Source organism: Deinococcus roseus (genome assembly GCF_014646895.1).
Taxonomy (GTDB): Bacteria; Deinococcota; Deinococci; order Deinococcales; family Deinococcaceae; genus Deinococcus_C; species Deinococcus_C roseus.
Window position 1 is genome coordinate 18,359 of record NZ_BMOD01000004.1, and the last position, 20,097, is coordinate 38,455.

Annotated in this window: 18 protein-coding genes; 8 read left to right on the forward strand and 10 right to left on the reverse strand. The window is 55.7% G+C overall.

Going from position 1 to position 20,097, the window contains the following annotated elements; translation table 11 throughout:
• Positions 1–23 precede the first annotated feature (23 nt).
• A complete protein-coding gene (locus tag IEY52_RS07260; protein ID WP_308424997.1) occupies positions 24–1,076 on the reverse strand; it encodes an aminotransferase class V-fold PLP-dependent enzyme in 1,053 nt (350 codons plus the stop codon).
• A 133-nt stretch (positions 1,077–1,209) separates the two neighbouring features.
• Here IEY52_RS07260 and IEY52_RS07265 point away from each other — a divergent pair, with 133 nt between their 5' ends.
• The 5 genes from IEY52_RS07265 to IEY52_RS07285 all read left to right on the forward strand — a co-directional run bounded on the left by IEY52_RS07265 (position 1,210) and on the right by IEY52_RS07285 (position 5,098).
• On the forward strand, positions 1,210–2,199 hold the full coding sequence (locus IEY52_RS07265; protein WP_189001869.1) for a S41 family peptidase: 990 nt from the start codon (positions 1,210–1,212) through the stop codon (positions 2,197–2,199).
• Between the two features lie 45 nt (positions 2,200–2,244).
• Positions 2,245–3,303, forward strand: coding sequence for a M24 family metallopeptidase (locus IEY52_RS07270; protein ID WP_189001871.1), 1,059 nt, complete (start codon positions 2,245–2,247; stop codon positions 3,301–3,303).
• Positions 3,304–3,636: a septal ring lytic transglycosylase RlpA family protein gene (locus tag IEY52_RS07275; protein WP_189001873.1), complete on the forward strand. Its 333-nt coding sequence runs from the start codon at positions 3,304–3,306 to the stop codon at positions 3,634–3,636.
• Between the two features lie 97 nt (positions 3,637–3,733).
• Entirely contained in the window at positions 3,734–4,177 is a 444-nt protein-coding gene (locus IEY52_RS07280; protein ID WP_373289840.1) for a type III secretion system chaperone family protein, read from the forward strand.
• Between the two features lie 126 nt (positions 4,178–4,303).
• Positions 4,304–5,098, forward strand: a complete 795-nt coding sequence (locus IEY52_RS07285; protein WP_189001875.1) for a Cof-type HAD-IIB family hydrolase — start codon at positions 4,304–4,306, stop codon at positions 5,096–5,098.
• Here IEY52_RS07285 and lnt read toward each other — a convergent pair.
• Positions 5,064–6,485: an apolipoprotein N-acyltransferase gene (lnt, locus tag IEY52_RS07290; RefSeq protein WP_189001877.1), complete on the reverse strand. Its 1,422-nt coding sequence runs from the start codon at positions 6,483–6,485 to the stop codon at positions 5,064–5,066. The genes IEY52_RS07285 and lnt overlap by 35 nt on opposite strands.
• 274 nt (positions 6,486–6,759) lie before the next feature.
• Between lnt and IEY52_RS07295 the strand changes: the two genes are divergently transcribed.
• Complete coding sequence (locus IEY52_RS07295) at positions 6,760–7,470, forward strand: metallophosphoesterase family protein (RefSeq protein WP_189001878.1); 711 nt, start codon at positions 6,760–6,762, stop codon at positions 7,468–7,470.
• 123 nt (positions 7,471–7,593) lie between these two features.
• Here the strand turns inward: IEY52_RS07295 and IEY52_RS07300 are convergent, their stop codons facing one another.
• From IEY52_RS07300 to rho, 6 genes are all read right to left on the reverse strand, one after another.
• A complete protein-coding gene (locus IEY52_RS07300; RefSeq protein WP_189001880.1) occupies positions 7,594–8,982 on the reverse strand; it encodes an aspartate kinase in 1,389 nt (462 codons plus the stop codon).
• A gap of 289 nt (positions 8,983–9,271) precedes the next feature.
• Entirely contained in the window at positions 9,272–9,859 is a 588-nt protein-coding gene (gene pdxT, locus IEY52_RS07305; protein WP_229684670.1) for a pyridoxal 5'-phosphate synthase glutaminase subunit PdxT, read from the reverse strand.
• A gap of 130 nt (positions 9,860–9,989) precedes the next feature.
• Positions 9,990–10,871 carry a pyridoxal 5'-phosphate synthase lyase subunit PdxS gene (gene pdxS, locus IEY52_RS07310; RefSeq protein WP_229684671.1) on the reverse strand — a complete coding sequence of 294 codons (882 nt, stop codon included), beginning with the start codon at positions 10,869–10,871 and terminating at the stop codon, positions 9,990–9,992.
• Between the two features lie 67 nt (positions 10,872–10,938).
• On the reverse strand, positions 10,939–11,304 hold the full coding sequence (locus IEY52_RS07315) for a response regulator transcription factor (protein WP_189001884.1): 366 nt from the start codon (positions 11,302–11,304) through the stop codon (positions 10,939–10,941).
• Positions 11,305–11,358: 54 nt separating this feature from the next.
• Positions 11,359–12,804, reverse strand: coding sequence for a peptidoglycan DD-metalloendopeptidase family protein (locus IEY52_RS07320; protein WP_189001886.1), 1,446 nt, complete (start codon positions 12,802–12,804; stop codon positions 11,359–11,361).
• A 355-nt stretch (positions 12,805–13,159) separates the two neighbouring features.
• A complete protein-coding gene (gene rho / locus IEY52_RS07325) occupies positions 13,160–14,449 on the reverse strand; it encodes a transcription termination factor Rho (protein ID WP_189001888.1) in 1,290 nt (429 codons plus the stop codon).
• A gap of 797 nt (positions 14,450–15,246) precedes the next feature.
• Here rho and IEY52_RS07330 point away from each other — a divergent pair.
• A complete protein-coding gene (locus IEY52_RS07330; protein WP_229684672.1) occupies positions 15,247–15,579 on the forward strand; it encodes a DHCW motif cupin fold protein in 333 nt (110 codons plus the stop codon).
• Positions 15,580–15,758: 179 nt separating this feature from the next.
• Positions 15,759–18,908 (forward strand): isoleucine--tRNA ligase, encoded by a 3,150-nt coding sequence (ileS, locus tag IEY52_RS07335; protein ID WP_189001890.1) that lies wholly within the window; start codon positions 15,759–15,761, stop codon positions 18,906–18,908.
• Between the two features lie 86 nt (positions 18,909–18,994).
• Here ileS and IEY52_RS07340 read toward each other — a convergent pair whose 3' ends face one another.
• Both IEY52_RS07340 and IEY52_RS07345 read right to left on the reverse strand, forming a co-directional pair.
• Positions 18,995–19,186 (reverse strand): hypothetical protein, encoded by a 192-nt coding sequence (locus IEY52_RS07340; RefSeq protein ID WP_189001892.1) that lies wholly within the window; start codon positions 19,184–19,186, stop codon positions 18,995–18,997.
• 87 nt (positions 19,187–19,273) lie between these two features.
• Positions 19,274–20,005 carry an AraC family transcriptional regulator gene (locus IEY52_RS07345; protein WP_189001894.1) on the reverse strand — a complete coding sequence of 244 codons (732 nt, stop codon included), beginning with the start codon at positions 20,003–20,005 and terminating at the stop codon, positions 19,274–19,276.
• Between the last annotated feature and the right edge of the window lie 92 nt (positions 20,006–20,097).

The window sequence follows — 20,097 nt, forward strand, 5'->3', positions numbered from 1 at the left end:
TTTGGGTTTGGTTTGAGTCTGGATCAGGCGTGCACAGCAGAGAGGTTCTGTTCCAGTGTGGCTTCCAGGTGCTTGTGGCCCAGAATTTCATCCAGGGTGCGCATGAACCGCAGGTAGTGTTCCACACGTGCGGCTTCACCCATCAGGCCCAGACGCCAGATCAGACCACGGGTGGCGTCCAGGCCTCCGGTGATGCTGATGTTCTTCTGACGCAGGGCACCCCGCACCTGGGCATCGTTCATGCCTTCGGGGAGACGCAGCGAAAGCACGCTGGGAAGGCGTTCACGGGGGTTTTTCACAAAGTGGGAAAACCCGATGGTTTCCAGGGTGCGGGCCACAGCCACACTGAGTTCAGCAGCGTGGTGGGCACGGACTTCCAGACCTTCGCTCAGGGCAGCCGTGAGGGCTGCATCCAGAGCGTAGTGAAGTTGCACGGGAACGGTGTGATGGTAGTCTTTGTGGTCCCAGTAAGCTTGCAGACCCAGAAAGTCGGAGTACCACAGGGTCACCGGGGTTTTGCGGTTTTTGACCACTTCCATGGCCCGGGCACTGACGGCAACAGGAGCCACTCCGGGAGGGGCCGAGAGGCACTTCTGGGAACCGGTGTAAGCATAGTCGATGCCCCATTTTTCCATTTCGTAGGGCATCATGCCTGCAGTGGTGACAGCATCTACAGTCACCAGGATGCCCATGTCCTGGGCAATGTGGGCAATTTCAGGGGCAGGATTCAGAACGCCAGTGCTGGTTTCACCGTGCACCACACTGACCATTTTGGGCTGGTGTTCTCTCAGGGCCTTTTCAACCTCTTCGAGGCGCACAGCTTCTCCGATGGGGGCACGCACCACGATGACTTTTGCACCGTAACGCTCGCACATCTCGACCATGCGGTCTCCAAAAGAACCGTTGGTGGCCACCACCACGGTGTCTCCGGCTTCGATAAGGTTGGCAAATCCAGTCTCCATTCCGAGGCTTCCGGTGCCCGCCACCAGTGCTGTGAACGCATCCGCCGCCGCTCCGTACAGGACTTTAAGGTTCGCCTGGATGCGCGCGTTCAGCGCGAAAACCGCGGGATCCATGTGTCCGACCATGGGAATCAGGAGGGCTTGGAGCGCATCAGGCTGGATGGGCGTCGGGCCTGGAGTCAAAAGAAGGAGATCTGTATTCTGGCTCATGTATATTCCTTATGCCCTGACCTGTTAAGGTAAAAGCATGCTCTCTAGTGTAGCGCTTTCTGCAGTGATCGCGGGCAGTGTGCTCAGCCCAGAATTAGACAAATTCCAGAAAATTGCCGACATGATCACGGAAAAATACATCTACACCTCACATTTAACCCCACCCAAAACCCTGACACTGCCTGCTTCGTTACCGTCCCACACCCCTCTGGCCCTTGAGCAAACCTTGATTGAGCACTCCAACAACTGGGAGGCTGTGCAGGCTTATTACCGCAATGAAGTGCTCAAAAACCCCAAGAATCTGGATTTCGCCCTGAAAAGTCTGGTGGACTGGCTGGGAGACAACCACTCGGTGTACCTGAACAAATTTGAAGCCACGGCTTTAAAAAGCCGGTATGGTGATCTGCCCTGTCTGCAGTACACCCTGGATGCAACACCCACAAGGACCACAGCCCAGGTGACATATGAGGTGTCTCAGGAAGACTCCAGGGTGGGCATCATCCGCATTGAAGATTTTGCCGGGTTTGACCGCACGGCTGGCGTACAGGAGGCCCTGAATGCCCTGACAGCTCAGGGGGTCAAGGCTTTTGTGATTGACCTGAGGGGCAATCCTGGCGGCCTTGCCGTAGAAATGATGCGCACTGCAGGTCTGTTTCAATCGGGTTTTCTGTGGAGGATGCGCCTGAAAGGTTCCTTCCCCATCCCACTGCCTGCACTGGGCAACAAGCCTTATGCCCAGGTTCCTCTGGCCCTGGTCATTGACCGCAACGTCAACAGTGCAGCAGAAGGATTCAGTGGTGGATTGCAACGGGTGGGCCGGGCAAAGGTTTTTGGAGAAACCAGTGCGGGCAATGTAGAAGCTGTTTACCCTTACTGTTTCAACGATGGCAGCATGATGTTTCTGGCTTCTGGACAGCTTGCCCCTTTCAGCGGCAAAACCTGGGAAGGGGTGGGGGTTGTTCCAGACCAGCCCGGAAGCACCCTTTCTGACGCAGTAAAATGGGCTGCTGGACAGCTAAAACCTTAAAGGGGACTAGACGGCAAGCCATGGGGTCGGGTTATACTCTTCTTTATGCAACAACCCGCTGACCTGCTGACCTCTCACGGACTGGACGCCCTGTGGGTGACCAAGCCTGAAAATGTCAGGTATCTGAGTGGTTTTTCCACGCCCAAAGACGGCCTGGTGCTGCTGCACAAGGAGGGGGCACTCCTTTACACCGATGCCCGTTACACCGAACAGGCCAAAGAAGAATGCTTCATTCCACAACACATCGCCCGCCACAGTGATGTGATTCAGCATGCCCGCACCCTGCTGGAAGGCAAAGTGGTGGGTTACGAAGCCGATGCCCTGCTGGTCAACAAACTCCATCAACTTGCAGGCCTGCAAGCCAAAAAGCTGGTGCCCACCGAGGGCATTCTGGAGGCCCGCAGGCTCATCAAAACCCCTGAAGAAATCCAGCTCATCCGTCAGGCACAACAGATTGCCGATGAAGCCTTGAGACAGGCGCTGCCCAGCCTGAGAGCGGGTGTTCGGGAAGTGGATCTGGCCCTGCAAATGGAAGTGTACATGCGCTCCCATGGGGCTGAGGACCGGGCTTTTGACATCACAGTGGCCAGCGGTTACCGCAGCGCCATGCCCCACGGCACCGCCAGTGAAAAGGTGATTCAGGAAGGTGAACTGGTGACTTTTGACTGGGGAGCCCGTTACCGGGGTTACTACAGCGATTGCACCCGTGCTTTTCCGGTGGGTGAAATCAGCGAAGAACTGAAGAACCTGTACCGCCACACCCAGAAAGCCCTGAACCTTGCTCTGGAAGCCATCAAACCGGGCGTCATGACCAGTGACCTGGATCAGGTGGCCAGAGGTTATCTGGAAGAGCAGGGACTGGCCGAACATTTCGTGCACTCTCTGGGTCACGGGGTGGGTCTGGCCATCCATGAAAATCCCCATCTGGCCAGATTTCGCCCTGACCTTCCCCAATACAATGTGCCCCTGCAAGCTGGCATGGTGATCACCATCGAGCCTGGATTGTACGTGGCTGGTGTGGGCGGAGTGCGCCTTGAAGAACTTGTGCTGGTCACCGAAACGGGTTGCGAGGTCCTGAGCCACGCCCCCTTCGCGGAGGTGTAAATGAAGTATTTGCTGGCAGTTCTTCTTCTGGTGTTCCCTGTCTCGGGAATGGCCCAGAGCAACTGGGTGCAAACAGGCTTTGCCGTTTATTATGGTGGCCTCAAAGACAGAGAAACCACCCTGACTGCAGCCCATCCTTCCCTGCCATTTGGCACCTGGGTGGAAGTCAAACACCAGAAAACCGGCAAAACCATCCGGGTCAAGATCAATGACCGGGGTCCTTTTGGCAACAAGAGCCGCATCATTGACCTTTCCACGGCTGCGGCACGGGCACTGGGCATCATTTCCGAGGGTGTTGCTCCCGTGGAAATCCGGGTGGTGCAAAGCAACTGAGCATCACCCGAATCAGGACAAAGGGCCAGAGAAATCCTTACCAAAATCATGTAGGATGTGCTAGGCTTTGTCCATCAATTCTAGGAGGAAAACAATCATGTCTGATGTCGCTCTGCTGACACTCGATACCATCGCGAAGTACCTGAAAGAAAAAGAAGTGCACCTGGACCTCCAGGAGAACAACGGTCAGCGCTTCATCCGCATGGGCTGGAAATTTGAAATGGGCGACGCTGCCGTTCTGGTGAGTGTTTCTGACGGCCCCAACGACACCAGCCGTCTGGAAATCACCTGCGTGACCCAGAAAACCTACACCGATCGCCGCGACGAAGTGGTGACCATGCTGAACTCCCGCAACCGTGAACGCGCCTTTTCACGCAGCATCGATGACGATGGCAACGTGTGGCTGGAGTACGTTGGCTTCTACCCCACCCTCTGCGAGTTCCCCCAGAGCACCTTCGACACCCTGTTCAGCGGTGTCCTGATGCACTTCCAGGACGATTACGCCACCCTGGAAGGCTACGTGCCTGCTGCCCAGGCCTGATCCAACACAGGATTTTTCGATCAGGGAGGTTTGCCTCCCTGATTTTTGTTGGATATTTTGGGCTGACAAGTTTTTTGAGCTAAGCAACACCATCTCCCGCTCACACAGATCCCTTAAGCTGTTACGGTGTTGAAACTGGTATGCATTGATGTCGATGGCACGCTGGTCGGATCCAGCGGAACAGTCACAGAAGAAGTCTGGGAGGCCACCCGAGAGGCCCGCAGCAGGGGGCAGCATCTGGTGATCTGTACCGGACGTCCTGCTTTTGGAAAAGCCCTGGGATACGCCCAGAAGCTTGATCCTGAAGGCTGGCACATTTTCCAGAATGGAGCAAGCATTTACCACGTGCAGACAGGTGAAACCCTCTCTGCTTCCTTTCCAGAAGAACTGCTTCCCTGGCTGGAACAGCTTGGGAAAGAGAAAAACTGGGTTCTGGAGCTTTATTCAGATACCGATTACGCTGTGGAAGACACCCACAGGTTTGCCCGAGAGCATGCAGAATTGCTGGGTTTGCCTTTTGACCCTAGACCTTTCACTGCACTAAAAGGCACACCCGTGCGTGCACAGTGGGTGATTCCCATTGAACAGACCCGGGAGTGCATGGCCCTGATGCCTGAGAGTGTCACCCTCTCTCCTGCTGGAAGCCCCATCATGCCTGATGCCATGTTCATCTCCATGACCCGCAAAGGGGTGTCCAAGGCTTCAGGAATTCAAAAGATTGCAGACAAACTGGGCCTCACCATCGATCAGGTGATGATGGTGGGCGATGGTCACAACGATGCAGAGGCCATGAAAGTGGTCGGGCACGGGGTTGCCATGGCCAACGCCGACGATGAAGCCAGGGCTGCTGCAAACCACCATGTGGGTCATGTGGACGAAGGGGGCCTCATAGAAGCACTCGAGCTTTCCTGGATCCTGTGATCAAAACCCACAGGCTGCCAAACAGGCAGAACCCCAGCACCAGCCAGTCCCCGACCAGCATGTAAATGGTGGCTGCGGTCAGGGACTGGTATCTGGCTTGCAGAGTTTTGGTTTCCCAGAGGGGAAGCTTTTCGATGGTTCTTCCCAGGGGATCAATCACTGCAGTGACCCCGGTGTTGCCTGCCCGGAGGATGTAACGATGTGTTTCAATGGCACGCACCCGACCCATGTCGTAGTGCTGCCACAAACCTGCTCCCGTTCCAAACCAGGCATCGTTGGAAACATTGACCAGCACGGTGGCTCCATTGAGGGCCATGCTTCTGGCAATCCAGCCATACACACTTTCGTAGCAGATGTAAGTGCCAAATTTTTGACCGGCCAGTTCCAGAGGCTTTGCGGTCTCTCCAACCTTCCAGCTTCCCAGGTAAACCCCCAGTTGTTGCTCGATGGGACGGTACACAGCGTCCAGTTGTTCCCTCATGGGATACCACTCTCCAAAGGGCACCAGACGGATCTTGTCGTGGGTGGTGATCCTTTGCTGGTTGAGGGCCACATCCATTTCACGGGCCACCACCCGGTTGTGGATGGTGGTGAGGTCACTCATTCCAGTGATGAGTTGCGCAGGGTGGGCCTCTGGCAAGTGGCTGTCATAAATGGCGGTTTCAGGCCAGATGTAAACCCCATTTCCTGTGCTGAGGTTGTTGTAGATGTCAATGGAACGCAGGGTGTGGTTGACATCCTGGGCTTTCAATCTGGGGTCGATGTTGCCCTGCACCAGAGTGGCCTGCTGCAAAGGACCTGTTGGAGCGGTGCGGGTCAGGCCATAAACCCAGCCAGAGGCCCACAGTGCAACGGAGATCCCCAACGGAAGAAACTGTCCTTCCAGTGCACTGGCCAGTGCTGCTGCAGTGCCTGTGGTGAGCAGGCTGAGCAAGAGCACCCCTCCCAGGTCTGCTGCCTGAATCAGGGGCGTGTTCTGCAGGGTGTAGCCCAGGGTGCCCCAGGGAAAGGCGAACATGCCCAGGTGCCTGAGCCATTCCAGAATCACCCAGCCAAAAGCCAGCAACCACAACCTTGTGTAGCGGTCTGTGCTCAAATTAAAAACAATGGCAGCCAGCAAAGCCCAGAATGCCCCCTCGATGAACCACAGTGGAATGAACATAACAGCACCAAAAACCCCATACTGACCATAAAAGCTGATGGGAAGCCAGTGCAGGTAAATGGCAAAAAACAAACTCATGCCCCAGAACATCCGGGCCACCGCCAGACGGCGGGTTTTGCTGTCAATCAGGACTTTCAGTGTCCAGGCCAAAAAAAGTGGGGTCAGAAACCCCCATAAAATGTGCAGGCTGCTCAGCGCCAGAAGAACAAAAGGAATGAGAAACACCCCCAAATTCTAACGCAGTTTTCTGAGAAGCATTGACGCATGGATGTTGTGAACTTCAGAGATCCCTGGCATCTCTGGCCTGGGTCTCAGGTTGTCTAGTCGCAAACTGAAGTCGATTCGAATAAAAGTGGTTTTTTTCAGCCACAACACAGCCTGGGCAAAGAACTTGCTCATCAAATTTACCGCCCATCAGGGTAATTTTAATGTAACAAACTCATTTTCATGCACCACAACATCAATTCAGATATTGTAAAATCATGCAAGGAACGGGAATATGAAACTGGCCTTCATCAGCGACATCCATGCCAACATCCACGCCTTGCAAGCCGCCTGGAGAGTCATCCAGGACTCCCGAGTGGACCAGGTCATCGCTCTAGGTGATCTGGTTGGTTACGGAGCCAGCCCCGCAGAGTGCATCGAGTTTGTGCGCAACCACAACATCACCTGCGGACTGGGCAGCAGCGATCTGAGAGTCAGCTTTGAAGGCGTCGCCAAAGCCGAGCGACGCAAAGGCATTTCCGAGGAGGTCCTGGAATGGACCCGAGGGGTGCTCTCCAAAGAAGACAAACTGTACCTGCAATCCTTCAGCCCCACCGGTAGGCTCATGACCCCCTATGGTCGCTTGCGTTACTGCCACGGCAGTCCTTTAAGTCCAGAAGGACGCCTGGACATCTCCCAGGGCACCAAAACCCTGGAAGACATGCTCACCTCGCTCAACTGCAAGATTCTGGTGTGCGGAGGAAGCCACATCCCCATGGTGCGTGAACTCAGGAATGGCGGCTACGTGATCGATCCTGGATCCGTGGGCCTCACCCTGAATCGTGAACCCGGAGCAGATGTGTGCATCATGGACATTGGTCAGCAGGAAGTCAAAATCAAGATGCACAAAGTGGTGTATGACTTTCACGCTGCGGCCTTCGACATTCTCGCCTGGAACCTGCCCCCGGTGCTGGTTCAAGTGATTCAGACCGGAAAATTCTCTTAAGTACCCTGCAATACACATACATGATGCTGGGCGGCAGAGGGATTCCTCGCCGCCCGATTTTTTGCTGTAAAACACAACAAAAGCAAAGGGCGAGGCATGCCTCGCCCCTACAAACCTCTGAAATCAGTCGGCTTTTTCCAGATCAAAGGCTTTGTGGGCCGCCTGCACAGCTTTGGCCACATCCCGGTCCTCGATGGCGAGGGAGATGTTCAACTCTGAAGAACCCTGGGAGATCATCAGCAGGTTGATGCCTTCTTCTGCCAGAGCAGAGAACAGTTTGGCCGCAATGCCACGGGCACCGCGCATGCCTTCCCCCACAATGGCAACCACTGCAACGTTCTCCTGGAATTCAAAATCGCGCACCAGATCGGCCTTGGCAAAAGAGGATTTCAGTTCTGCCATGGCTTTTTTGGCATAAGCGTTCTGGATCACCAGGGACACGTTGGCCATGCTGGAGCTCTGGGAGATCATCAGGACCGGGATCTGGGCACGGGCCAGCGTGTCAAAGATTTCGGCAACGGTTTCGGGAACGCCCACCAGTGCACCGCCCACGGTGATGATGGACACCTGACGGATGGCCGTCACGGCTTTCACAGGCTTGTTGCGCACGGCTTTGCCAGTGATCAGGGTGCCTGCAAAGGAAGGATCTGCTGCACTTTTTACACGCAGGGGAATGGCATGTTCTTGCAGAGGGGTCACGGCCAGGGGGTGCAACACCTTGGCTCCGAAGAAAGCCAGTTCCATGATCTCAGAGTAAGAGAGGTGCTGGATGTTCTGGGCTTCGGGAACCATGCGGGGGTCGGTGGTCATGACCCCATCCACATCCTTCCAGGCCCACACTTCATCTGCCTTGAGGGCCGCGCCAATGATGGTGGCAGTGTAATCGGTGCCCCCGCGTCCCAGGGTGGTGATGGCACCCTCTCTGGTTTCTCCGATGAAACCAGCAACCACAGGGGTGATGCCAGCGCCAAAAAGACCTTCCAGACGGGCAGGAATGCGGTCAAAAGCTTCGGGCATGGGGCGGGCATTGCCGAAGTGATGGTCGGTGAGGATGCCCGCCTGACCTCCAGTGAGGTTGTGGGCGTGGTTTCCGAGCTGTTGCAGTGCAATCGCCATCAGGGGAGCAGACAGGCGCTCTCCGAAGGACACGATCAAATCGCGGCTTCTGGGGCTGAGTTCACGCAGCAGGTAAACACCCACCACAGTCTGGCGCAGGGTTTCCAGCAGTTCGCGGATTTCCAGCGCGGTGTGGCTGTCCGGGGCCGCCCCCAGTTCATTTGCGGTGTTGAGGTGGCGGTTTCGCAGAAGGGCCAGTTCATCGTTGGCAAAGGCAATGTCGCCGTTTTCAGCGCTGTTGGCGACTTTGATCAGGGTGTCGGTCACACCGGACATGGCGGAAACCACAGCCACCACTTTTTCACCTTGCTGGATGGAGTGCGCCACCAGACCTGCGGAATGTTGGATGGCCTGAGCTGAACCCATCAGCGTGCCACCGAATTTCATGATAATCATCCAGACCTCCCGTTGGAAACTGTGCAGCCTGTGCAGGAAGGTGAAGTGGGCCTTCCCTGCCACAGCGATTCAGCTTTGCTGTGCTTGCACCGTTGTCTTTGTACGTCTTTTGCGTCTTTTTGCAAGGGCCTTTTCACAGACCCTGCAAGCTCTCGGTGTGTAGTGTATCAGCTTCAGGGATGGTGTGAAACGGACATTTATACGCATTTAGACAATTGCAGGGAGCAGGCAGGACAAAAAACAGGCAGAGGCACCAGAAATCTGCCTCTGCCCAATTGCGCTTTGAGGGTTACGCTTTTACGCAAGTTTTCAGGAACAGCTCGTGCACCCGGGCATCTTTTGTCAGTTCGGGGTGAAAACTGGCAGCCATCAGGCGACCAGAGCGGGCCAGCACCACCTGACCCTGGTGCTCACAGAGCACTTCCACGTCTTTCCCCACATGGGTGATCCCTGGAGCACGAATGAACACCGCATCGAAAGTGCTGTCCAGCCCCTGGATGTTCAGGGGTTCTTTGAAGGAATCCACCTGACGTCCGAAGGCATTGCGGGCCACCGTGATGTCCATCAGTTCCAGCGAAGGCTGTTTGCCCTGAATGTGCTTCGGTTGCCCTTCAATCTCTGTGGCCAGCATGATGGCTCCTGCACAGGTTCCAAAGATGGCTCCTCCATCCTGATAAAACTGCTGGATGGGGTCTTTCAGGTCGTAATCCATCATGAGCTTGCCCATGGTGGTGGATTCCCCTCCGGGGATCACCAGCCCGTCCAGGCCTGCCAGATGCTGCGGGAGGCGCACCTCTGTGACCTCCACACCTAATTTCTCCAGCATCTGCCTGTGTTCACGAAAAGCCCCTTGCAGGGCCAGAACGCCAATTTTCATGTGTGGTTCTCCAATCATGCGAGAAGGGCGAGGCATGCCTCGCCCCTACGGGGTTGATTCAGGTGTAGGGGCGCAGCGTGCTGCGCCCTCAGAGGGGAGACCGTGACAGCAAAGCTGTCACAGAGGGGTCTTACCAGCCCCGCTTTGCCATCCTGTCGGCTTCGATGATTTCATCAATGCCGATGCCAGTCATGGGTGCCCCGAGGTCTTCGGAGACTTCGGCCAGGATGTCTGGGTTGTTGTAGTGGGTCACGGCCTTCACAATGGCACGGGCGCGTTTTTCGGGGTTGTCGGACTTGAAGATGCCGGAGCCCACAAACACACCCTCCAGGCCCAGTTGCATCATCAGGGCAGCGTCTGCAGGGGTGGCCACACCACCAGCAGCAAAGTTCACCACGGGGAGTTTGCCGTGCTCGTGGATGTAGCGAACCAGTTCATAGGGGGCCTGCAGGTCACGGGCCACGGTCATCAGTTCTTCCACGGGTCTGGTCTGGATGGCGCGGATTTCTCCCAGCACGGTGCGGGCGTGGCGCACTGCTTCCACCACGTTGCCGGTGCCTGCTTCGCCTTTGGTGCGGATCATGGCAGCACCTTCACCGATGCGGCGCAGGGCCTCGCCCAGGTTTTTGGCTCCGCACACAAAAGGCACGGTGAAGCCGTGCTTGAAGATGTGGAAGGATTCGTCTGCAGGGGTCAGCACTTCGGATTCGTCGATGAAATCCACACCCAGGGCTTGCAGGATCTGGGCTTCCACAAAGTGCCCGATGCGCACTTTGGCCATCACAGGAATGGAAACCGCTTCGATGATGCCCTTGATCATCTTGGGGTCGCTCATGCGGGCAACGCCCCCGTCTGCACGAATGTCTGCAGGAACGCGTTCCAGGGCCATGACGGCAGTGGCTCCGGCCTGTTCAGCAATGATGGCCTGCTCGGGGGTGACCACATCCATGATCACACCGCCTTTGAACATTTCTGCGAAACCGGTTTTGATGGGTAAGGTGCCTTTTTCCATGTCTTGCATGTTAAAGAAAAAACTGGTTCTTTAGAAGAACCAGTTTTGGCATTTTTTAGGTACCAGTTTATGCTGGAGAGCCAGAAATCTGCTGCTGGATGACCTTCAGCAACACATCAGGCTGGAATGGCTTCACCAGATAGGCATTGCCAATGCTGAGTCCCGTGGCCCGGTCCTGTTCTGCACTGAGGCCAGAAAGAAACACCACCGGAAGCTGGGGATGGTCGGCTTTCAGGCGTCTGGCCAGTTCAAAACCATTGCCATCGTCCAGGCAAACATCCAGAATGGCCAGATCGAATTCTGCTGTGGAAACCACCTGGACGGCTTCCTGGACAGAATGGGCCAGCACAGGCCGGTACCCATTCATCTCCAGGAACATCTCCAGCAGTTGCAAAATCTGTTCTTCATCATCTACCAGCAAAATGCGTTGCATGATCACCCCATGGGTTTGGATGTTGGAAATGGGTGGTGCAAGAAAACAACAAAATCAGGGCAGGTAATTGTAAGGGTTCACGTGCTGACCACCACGCTGAACTTCAAAGTGCAGGTGCGGACCGGTGCAGATGCCCGTGCACCCCACATATCCAAGCAAGTCTCCGCGGTCCACATATTGACCCACCTGTACAGCAGCGCGGCTCATGTGACCGTAGATGACCCTCATGTTACCATTTGAGACAAACACATTGATACCGTAACTTCCCCAGCCCGAAGCGGTGATGCGACCAGAAGAAGCAGCATAAATGGGGGTACCGGTGGGAGCACCCATGTCCAGTCCGGTGTGGAAGTTGCTGGAACCGATCCAGAAACCCCGTCTGCCATAACCACTGGTGATGGTGAAACTGCGCAGGGGCCACTGGAAGCCTGTGTTGGCCACAGAGCCTGAATCATAAGAAGCACGCACCACTTTGGAAGCACTGGCCTTGCGCTGGGCTGTACGGGCCTGCTGGGCCTGCACTGCAGCCTGCTGCTGGCGCTGCTTCTGCAAAGCCAGGGCACGGGCTTCGGCTTTGCGGGATTGCTCTCTGGCAATGGCTGTCTGTCGTGCTTCTTCGATGGCACGCTCTCTGGCAATGGCTTCCTGACGGGCCTCCTCGATGGCACGCTCTTTGGCCAGCTGGGCTTCCCGGGCTTTTCTTTCCTGTTTCTCCTGGAGGTACACCAGGTAACGCTCGTACTGCAGTTGCTTCTTGCGCTTCACAAAAACCAGGTAGCGCTGGTAGCGTTCCAGCAGTTCCCGCTTCTTGCGGTTTTCGATCTCGGTCTGGCGGCGGTCATTGAGGGCTTCCAGGGTGCCTTCGGCCATCACGCCGGGAAGCAGCACATAGTCCCCTTCAGAAACGTCGCTGGGCAGGCTCACGCCGTTGGCTTTGGCCACCCGTCCCACATCCACACCATAAAAATCCGCAACACTCACCAGGTCCTGACCGGGCTTGATGCGCACGATCAGGCCACGCTGGGCACTGGGAATCATCAGGCGGTCGCCTTCTTTCAGGCGGTCCAGGCTGGAGGTGTAGGGGTTGGCACTGATCAGTTCAATGATGGACAGCCCGTAGCGGCCAGCAAGGGTGCTGAGGGTTTCGCCAGATTGCACTTCATGCACCACCACTCCGGGGGGCAATTTGGTGATGCTGTCTTCAACCACAGCCACCAGTGGAACCCTGATGAGCATTCCGGGTTTCAACTGGTCTTTTTTGATGCCTGTCGCCCACATGATGGATTTGACACGCACCCCATATTCGGCTGCAATCTGGGTGAGGGAATCGCCTGGTTCAATGCGCACAATGGCAGAGCCGCGCTCCACCGTCGATTCCACAGATTTGACGGAGATGGTTTTGGTCGCAGTGCGGAAGTCGTAGGGGAACACCAGAGGTGTTGCAACCGCCTGCTGAAGCAGTAAAGCTATCGCAGCCGCCGTGAGCCGGCGGGCAGTCATCGAAATGGACTTCAACTCTTCCTCCCAGAAGCCATACTAAGGGGTGGGTTAAGCAATTTCAATGACAACTCATGAGAAACACATTTTTTCATTCTGGAACCTCTAGACGTGTCAGACAGCAAAAGAGCTGATGAGAAGATGAAGCTGCAGCTTAAGAGCTGAATTCCAGCTGTGGTTCTTTGCTTTGTCAAGCAACAAATTTCTGCACTGCAGCTTTCAGGATGGCTTCAGAAGCTTTCATTTCAACATTTAAGCGAAAATGCTGAAAAGGGTCAAAGTGGACCTCTGCATTGCGGGTTAAACCACAGTGCAGAGGTAATTTTGTAAGACTGTTGTTTGATCAAGGCTTCAGAACTCAGGCGTTGTTTCCAGCCAGCATGGACAGAAACTCTGCATTGTTGCGGGTCTTGGACATGCGGTTCAGCAACATGTCCATGGCCTCAGCAGGATCCATGTCGCTGATGACCTTGCGCAAGAGCCACATCTTTTGCAGCACCTCTGGAGCCAGCAGCAGTTCTTCTTTGCGGGTGCCAGATTTCAGGACATCCAGGGCAGGGAAAATACGGCGTTCTTCCAGACGGCGGGACAGCACCAGTTCCATGTTGCCCGTTCCCTTGAACTCCTCGAAGATCACATCGTCCATGCGGGATCCGGTTTCCACCAGGGCCGTGGCCAGGATGGTCAGGCTGCCTCCACCACGGATGTTTCTGGCAGCACCCAGGAAGCGTTTGGGCCAGTGCAGGGCATTGGAATCCAGACCCCCGGAGAGGGTCCGTCCGGTGGGCGGCGTCACCAGGTTGTTGGCACGGGCCAGACGGGTGATGGAGTCCAGCAAAATCACCACATGGCCGCCCTCCTCCACAATGCGGCGGGCACGCTCATGCACAAACTCTGCCACACGCACATGGTTCTGGGGGGGCTCATCGAAAGTGGAGGCGACAACCTGCGCACCCTTCACAGATTCACGGAAGTCGGTGACCTCCTCGGGACGCTCATCCACCAGCAGCACCATCACCGTGATTTCGGGATAGTTCTTCACAATGCTGTTGGCGATTTTCTTCATCAGGGTGGTTTTACCGGCCTTGGGAGGCGCAACAATCAGACCACGCTGACCCAGACCAATCGGCACCAGCAGATCAATCACCCGCAGGGCCAGGTTGTCATCCATGGTGGGATCTTCCAGCACCAGCTGGCGGTCCGGGAAGGTGGGGATCAGGTCATCAAATTTGGGACGGCGAGAAGCCGTGAAAGGATCCAGACCGTTCACAGCCTCCACCCGCATCAGGGTGCCATAACGCTCGTTCTCGCGGGGAGGACGGGCACGGCCCAGGATCTTGTCTCCTGTGCGAAGCTGGAACTGTTTGATCAGACCCGCACTGACAATCACGCTTCGGGATTCGGTGGAAAGCAAATTGTCCTGCAAAAAGCCATACCCATCAGGGGAAATTTCCAGAAAGCCACGGGCCAGCTTGAAACCATCCTGCTCGGCCTGTTTTTCCAGAATGGCAATGGCCAGTTCGTCTTTTTTGAGTTTGCGGTAATTGTCGATGCCCACCTGAGATGCAAGCAGATGCAATTCAGGAAGCAATTTGCTCTGTAGGTCCTGGAACTTCAGGCTGTCATCGGTCTTGTGCTGTTTTCTCATTGTTTCCTTCTGGACCAGTCTTCCATCAACTGTTTCATGGCTGTGTCAGTCAATGGCTGACGGTGCATTTTTGTGTTGACTTTTGGGGGGGAGGGTGACAGCCGTGGTGCCACCTCAAGCAGAGTCTATCACAAGACCTGCACCCTGAAAGGTGACTGAAACGCACCCTGCCGCAAAACCCAATCTGCCTGAGTCAGACGGTCCTGACGCTGAAGATACCACCTTGAAAAAGGACATCTGTACCTCTTGGAAGGACAACCCAGAGCAGAAGGCTGAAGCCCGCAATGCCTTCAGCATTTGGCCTTCAGCTTCAGCATTTCTGGCCCTCAGTCCTCGGCCCTCGGCCTTCCTGCGGATTGACTCTTTTCACCTTTCACGCTTACCATAGGCCTTGAGAAGGCAATCTGGTCTGCAAACGGGTCAGAAAACCCTCGAACAATCAAAAGCGCAGGTGAGACGAGTAAGAGACGGACGCCTTCAGCGAGTTGGGGATGGTGTGAGCCCGACAGGTCAGGAAACCTCTGAAAATCACCTCACTTTGCCAGACATCTGGTCACACATCTGGCAACGCTGTCCGAAGAAAGAAGCCCCGAGCACATCGGCACAGCTTCCATTAGAACGGAACGGCCATCCCCCGTCAGCGGAGCAGAACGAGGAAAGTCAGCCAAAAGCTGCTTTTGAAGCTCGGGTGGTACCACGTTGATGTTCAGCGTCCCGGCATTTCCGCACAGGAATGCCGGGATTTTCGTTTTTCTGGCGTGTTTTGCAGGGGCCATCAAGGCCCAGAACAAGGAGGGATGATGCGAATTGAAAACCTGCCCTTTCACACCACCCGGTGGGAGGACATCTCCCCCACCGAGCACTCTGCAGAAGCAGGGCAAGCCTTCTGGAGAACCCAGATGTTTGGAGATGTGCGCGTGCGGATGGTGGAATACACCCCCGGCTACATTTCCGACCACTGGTGCAAAAAAGGCCACATCCTGCTGGTGCTGGAAGGCGAACTGATCACCGAACTCGAAGATGGACGCCTGTTCACCCTCACCCCTGGCATGAGCTATCAGGTGGCCGACCAGGCAGAGGCGCACAAATCCAGGGCACCACAGGGGGCGAAGCTGTTCATTGTGGACTGACATGCAGAAGGCTGAAGGCAGCGACCCAGCGCGAAACGTGCCGCCACGTAAGCGCGTAGTCAGGGTCAAGAAGAAAGCAGAAGGCTTTTTGCTTAAAGCCAGAGCTTAAGCTTTTTTGCCTTGGCTTCGAGCATTTCCCCCAGAAATCCCCACTTCTCAATCACCAGGAGCACCCCAACATGTTCAAACCCGTAGAATCCAACCCCAGCTTCCCAAAACTTGAAGAGAGTGTTCTCAGGTTCTGGCAGGAGAAAGAGATCTTCAAAAAGACCGTTGAAGATCAGGACAAGCCCACCTATTCCTTCTTTGAAGGGCCACCCACCGCAAACGGGACACCGGGCATCCACCACGTGCAGGCGCGGGCTTACAAGGATCTGTTTCCCAGGTTCAAGACCATGCAGGGCTATTATGTGCCCCGCAAGGCCGGATGGGACACCCACGGTCTGCCTGTGGAGCTTGGGGTGGAGAAGCGCATCGGCCTGGGTTCCAGACGTGAAGTGGAAGAGTACGGCATTGCCAAATTCAACCAGGAGTGCCGCGACAGCGTTTTTGTCTTCGAGGACAAGTGGCGTGAATTCACTGAGCGCATGGGCTACTGGCTGGACCTCGACAATCCTTACATGACCCTCAACAAGGACTACATCGAGTCCATCTGGTGGTCTTTAAAAGAACTGAACGGGAAGGGCCTGCTGTACAAGGGTTTCCGTGTGGCCCCTTACTGCCCCAAGGACGGCACCACCCTGTCCAACGCAGAGGTGAGCGATGGGTACAAGGACATCCAGGACCCCTCCATCTACCTGACCTTTGACCTGAAAGAACCCGAGAAACTGGGCCTGCCTGAGGGTTCTGCTTTCCTGGTGTGGACCACCACCCCCTGGACCATCCCTTACAACGTGGGTGTGGCCATCCACCCCGAATTTGAGTACACCGCTGCAAAAGATGAAGCGGGCAAAGTGCTGATCCTGGCCTCCAGCCTGAAAGACAAAGTGCTGGGCGAGGCTGCAGAAGTGGTCAAAACCTTCAAAGGTTCTGAACTTGAGCGTGTGGCTTACACGGCCCCTTACTCCGAGGCTTACGAGGCTGAAGGGGAAGGCAAACCTGTGTGGTTCTCCGGTCTGGACACTTACGTTTCCGACAGCGATGGTACGGGCATCGTGCACACCGCCCCTGCTTTCGGTGAGGATGACTTGCGTCTGGCCCGCAACTACGGCTTCCCTGTGCTGGTGGGTGTGGACAATGAGGGCAAGCACCGCTTTGGTCCCTGGCAGGGCGTGTTCTTTAGAGATGCCAACAGCCAGATCAACCGTGACCTGAAGGAAAAAGGGGTTTTGTGGAAACTGCACAACTTCAACCACAGTTACCCCCACTGCTGGAGATGCGGGACCCCTCTGATGTACTACGCCACCGAGAGCTGGTTCATCGCCAACACCAAGTACAAGCAGCGCCTGATCGAGCTGAACCAGACCGTCGGCTGGCACCCCGAGCACATCAAGAATGGCCGTTACGGTGGGTGGCTGGAGAACCTGGTGGACTGGAACCTCTCCAGAAACCGCTTCTGGGGCACCCCCCTGCCTGTGTGGGAAACCGAATCTGGCAAGCATTATGTGGTCGGCAGTTACGCCGAACTGGCAGAACTTTCCAGAGGCGCAGTCGATCCCAAAAGCCCTGACTTTGATCCCCACAGACCCAAAGTGGACGACATCGTGCTGTACCACCCTGAATCTGGCGAACCCATGAAACGCGTGCCTTACGTGATTGACGTGTGGTACGACTCTGGGGCCATGCCTTTCGCACAGTACCACTATCCCTTTGAGAACAAAGAGGTCTTTGAGGAGCGTTACCCAGCGGATTTCATCTCTGAGGCCATCGACCAGACGCGTGGCTGGTTCAACACCCTGCACCAGATCGGAACCATGCTCTTTGATTCCATCACCTACAAAGATGTGATCTGCTGCGGGCACATCCTGGACGAGAAGGGCTTCAAGATGTCCAAGAGCAAAGGCAACATCGTGGACCCCTGGGAGATGTTCTCCTCATTTGGTGCAGATGCGGTGCGCTGGTACATGTACACCTCTGCCCCACCTGAACTGTCCCGCCGCTTTGGTCCGGGTCTGGTGGGCGAGGCCCTGCGCAATTACCTGCTGACTTTGTGGAACACCTACAGCTTCTTTGTGATGTACGCCAATCTGGACAAACCCGATCTGGCAAGTGCTCCTGAAGTCAAGGACCGCCCCGAGGTGGACCGCTGGCTGATCGCGCAACTGCAGGTGCTGATCGAGGATGTTACAAAGTCTCTGGAAGGGTATGACCCCACCACTGCTGGACGCCTGATCCAGGATTTTGTGGTCGAGGACCTCTCCAACTGGTACGTGCGCCGCAACCGCCGCCGTTTCTGGAAGTCTGACGGCGTGGACCTCTCTGCTTACGCCACCTTGCATGAAGCCCTGGTGACCGTGACCCACCTGACCGCCCCCTTCACCCCTTTCATTGCAGAGGTGCTGTACCAGAATCTGGTGCTCTCCGTGAACAGTGAAGCCCCCGAGTCCGTGCACATGACAAAGTGGCCCACCGTGAACGAGGCCCTGAAGGACAGCCAGCTTGTGGATGAGATGAACGCTGTGATCCGGGTGGTGGCTCTGGGCCGTGCGGTGCGCGGTCAGAACAACATCAAGAACCGCCAGCCCTTGCCCAAAGTGCTGCTGCGGGCCAGAAGCAAAGAGCAAACCCAGTCCCTCAGCCGCTTTGCTGAGCAAATCAAGGAAGAACTGAACGTCAAGGAAGTCGAGCTTCTGGACCAGTACGCCGATCTGGTGCAGTACACCCTGAAACCCAACCTGCCCGTGGTAGGCAAAAAAGTGGGCAAGCAGGTTCCCCTGCTGAAAAAAGCCCTCGATCAGGCCGATGCCAGTTATGTGGCCCGCATGGTCCGGGACAACCTCGCTTTTGAAGTGGAGGCCGATGGGGTGCGTTTTGAGCTGCAACCCAACGAGGTGCTGGTGGATGCCAAATCCCCTGAGGGTTACGCGGCACTCGAAGACCAGGGTTACCTGGTGGCCTTTGACACCCAGATCTCCCGTGAACTGGAACTTGAGGGCCTGATGCGGGACATCGTGCGCAGCGTGCAGAACGCCCGCAAAGATGCAGGGCTGGAGGTCAGCGACCGCATCAAATTGACCCTGGATTTCTCTGGTGACATGCTGGAAGCAGCCCAGGTTTTCAAAGACACCATCGCAGAGGAAACCCTGTCTGTGGATGTGCTGTTCTCTGGAGACACCGACGGATTTGTGGCCGAAGTTGAGGGTGGAAAGCTGGCCGTGCTCAAAGCCTGATCAAAACATTCAGACAGACAAAATCCCCTCCGAGGAGGGGATTTTTAATGTTCGCTTTGAGGATAAAGCGCAGACGGCCAGCGGTCTCAATAATCCGAAGACTTGTACTGCCAGATGCCATAACAGCAGACCAGAAAAGCGGCCCCGATCAGCATCATCACTTCTTTGACGTAATAGCCTGCCACCAGCATGCCTACACCGATCAGGCCCGAGAAAATGCCCAGCGCAGTGAAAATGTGGCCCCGGATGCGGCCCTGTGAACGACTGTTTTTGGTCACAATCCCAGTGTATCCTTTCCCGAAGAAGGGGCAAAAGCCAGAAGTGAAGACAACCCTGTAACACTGGTGTCTTCAAGAAGGGTTGTTTCAGCTTCTGACATGCAGGGAACGAAAATGACTGGGGGTCATGCCCACTGCGGCCTTGAATTGCTTTGAAAAAGCACTCTGGTCGTAAAAACCACAGGCCAGCGCAATCTGTGCGGTGCTGTCCTGTGTGGTCTTGAGGAGCCTGGAAGCCTGCTCGATGCGGGTCTTGAGCAAAAGTTGATAGGTGGTCAGGCCAAAAATGCGCCGGATGTGCCGTTCCAGTTTGTTGATGGTGATGCCTGCTGCATCTGCCAGGTCCTGCAAGGTCAGGTTGTGCATGTAATCCGACTGGATGAATTGCACAGCGCGGGCCACCTCTGCGTATACGGTGCCGGTCATGTCAGGCATGCCCAGGTCCTTGGAGATGCCAATCATGCCCCACACCTCGCCAGAGTCATGCACGAGGGGAACCTTATGGGTGATGCACCAGCCTGCCCCTCCAGAGGCGTAAAGATGAAGTTCCAGCTGGTCCAGCAGGAGTTCTCCAGTCAGCACCTGCTGGTCTTGCTCTGCAAAACCCAGGCCCAGGGAAGGGGGGAAGACTTCTGTTGGAGTTTTGCCAATGAGTTCTTGTGGATATTTGAGGCCCACCCTTTCCAGCAAGGTCTGGTTCACCGAGAGGTAACAGCCTTGCAGGTCTTTCACAAAGAAAACCGTGTCTGCAGAGCGGTCAAAGATCGCTTCCAGCGCCGGAAGGGGAATTTGTATCAAACTTGCGGTTCTTGGATCCATTTTCTACAAGACAGTATGGCATGCAGGGGGTTAATGTAAATTCACAGTCAAATCATCACAGCCCGTAGAACCACAGTCCATCAAACACAGGA

What these genes read in the sequence shown, in the direction of transcription:
- pdxT (WP_229684670.1), bottom strand. Translation starts at nt 9,859, where the DNA reads ATGAAAATTGGCGTTCTGGCCCTGCAAGGGGCTTTTCGTGAACACAGG.
- pdxS (WP_229684671.1), bottom strand. Translation starts at nt 10,871, where the DNA reads ATGGAAAAAGGCACCTTACCCATCAAAACCGGTTTCGCAGAAATGTTC.
- IEY52_RS07345 (WP_189001894.1), bottom strand. Translation starts at nt 20,005, where the DNA reads ATGGATCCAAGAACCGCAAGTTTGATACAAATTCCCCTTCCGGCGCTG.
- IEY52_RS07320 (WP_189001886.1), bottom strand. Translation starts at nt 12,804, where the DNA reads ATGACTGCCCGCCGGCTCACGGCGGCTGCGATAGCTTTACTGCTTCAG.
- ileS (WP_189001890.1), top strand. Translation starts at nt 15,759, where the DNA reads ATGTTCAAACCCGTAGAATCCAACCCCAGCTTCCCAAAACTTGAAGAG.
- IEY52_RS07330 (WP_229684672.1), top strand. Translation starts at nt 15,247, where the DNA reads ATGATGCGAATTGAAAACCTGCCCTTTCACACCACCCGGTGGGAGGAC.
- rho (WP_189001888.1), bottom strand. Translation starts at nt 14,449, where the DNA reads ATGAGAAAACAGCACAAGACCGATGACAGCCTGAAGTTCCAGGACCTA.
- IEY52_RS07295 (WP_189001878.1), top strand. Translation starts at nt 6,760, where the DNA reads ATGAAACTGGCCTTCATCAGCGACATCCATGCCAACATCCACGCCTTG.
- IEY52_RS07300 (WP_189001880.1), bottom strand. Translation starts at nt 8,982, where the DNA reads ATGATTATCATGAAATTCGGTGGCACGCTGATGGGTTCAGCTCAGGCC.
- IEY52_RS07315 (WP_189001884.1), bottom strand. Translation starts at nt 11,304, where the DNA reads ATGCAACGCATTTTGCTGGTAGATGATGAAGAACAGATTTTGCAACTG.
- IEY52_RS07270 (WP_189001871.1), top strand. Translation starts at nt 2,245, where the DNA reads ATGCAACAACCCGCTGACCTGCTGACCTCTCACGGACTGGACGCCCTG.
- IEY52_RS07280 (WP_373289840.1), top strand. Translation starts at nt 3,734, where the DNA reads ATGTCTGATGTCGCTCTGCTGACACTCGATACCATCGCGAAGTACCTG.
- IEY52_RS07265 (WP_189001869.1), top strand. Translation starts at nt 1,210, where the DNA reads ATGCTCTCTAGTGTAGCGCTTTCTGCAGTGATCGCGGGCAGTGTGCTC.
- IEY52_RS07275 (WP_189001873.1), top strand. Translation starts at nt 3,304, where the DNA reads ATGAAGTATTTGCTGGCAGTTCTTCTTCTGGTGTTCCCTGTCTCGGGA.
- IEY52_RS07260 (WP_308424997.1), bottom strand. Translation starts at nt 1,076, where the DNA reads ATGGATCCCGCGGTTTTCGCGCTGAACGCGCGCATCCAGGCGAACCTT.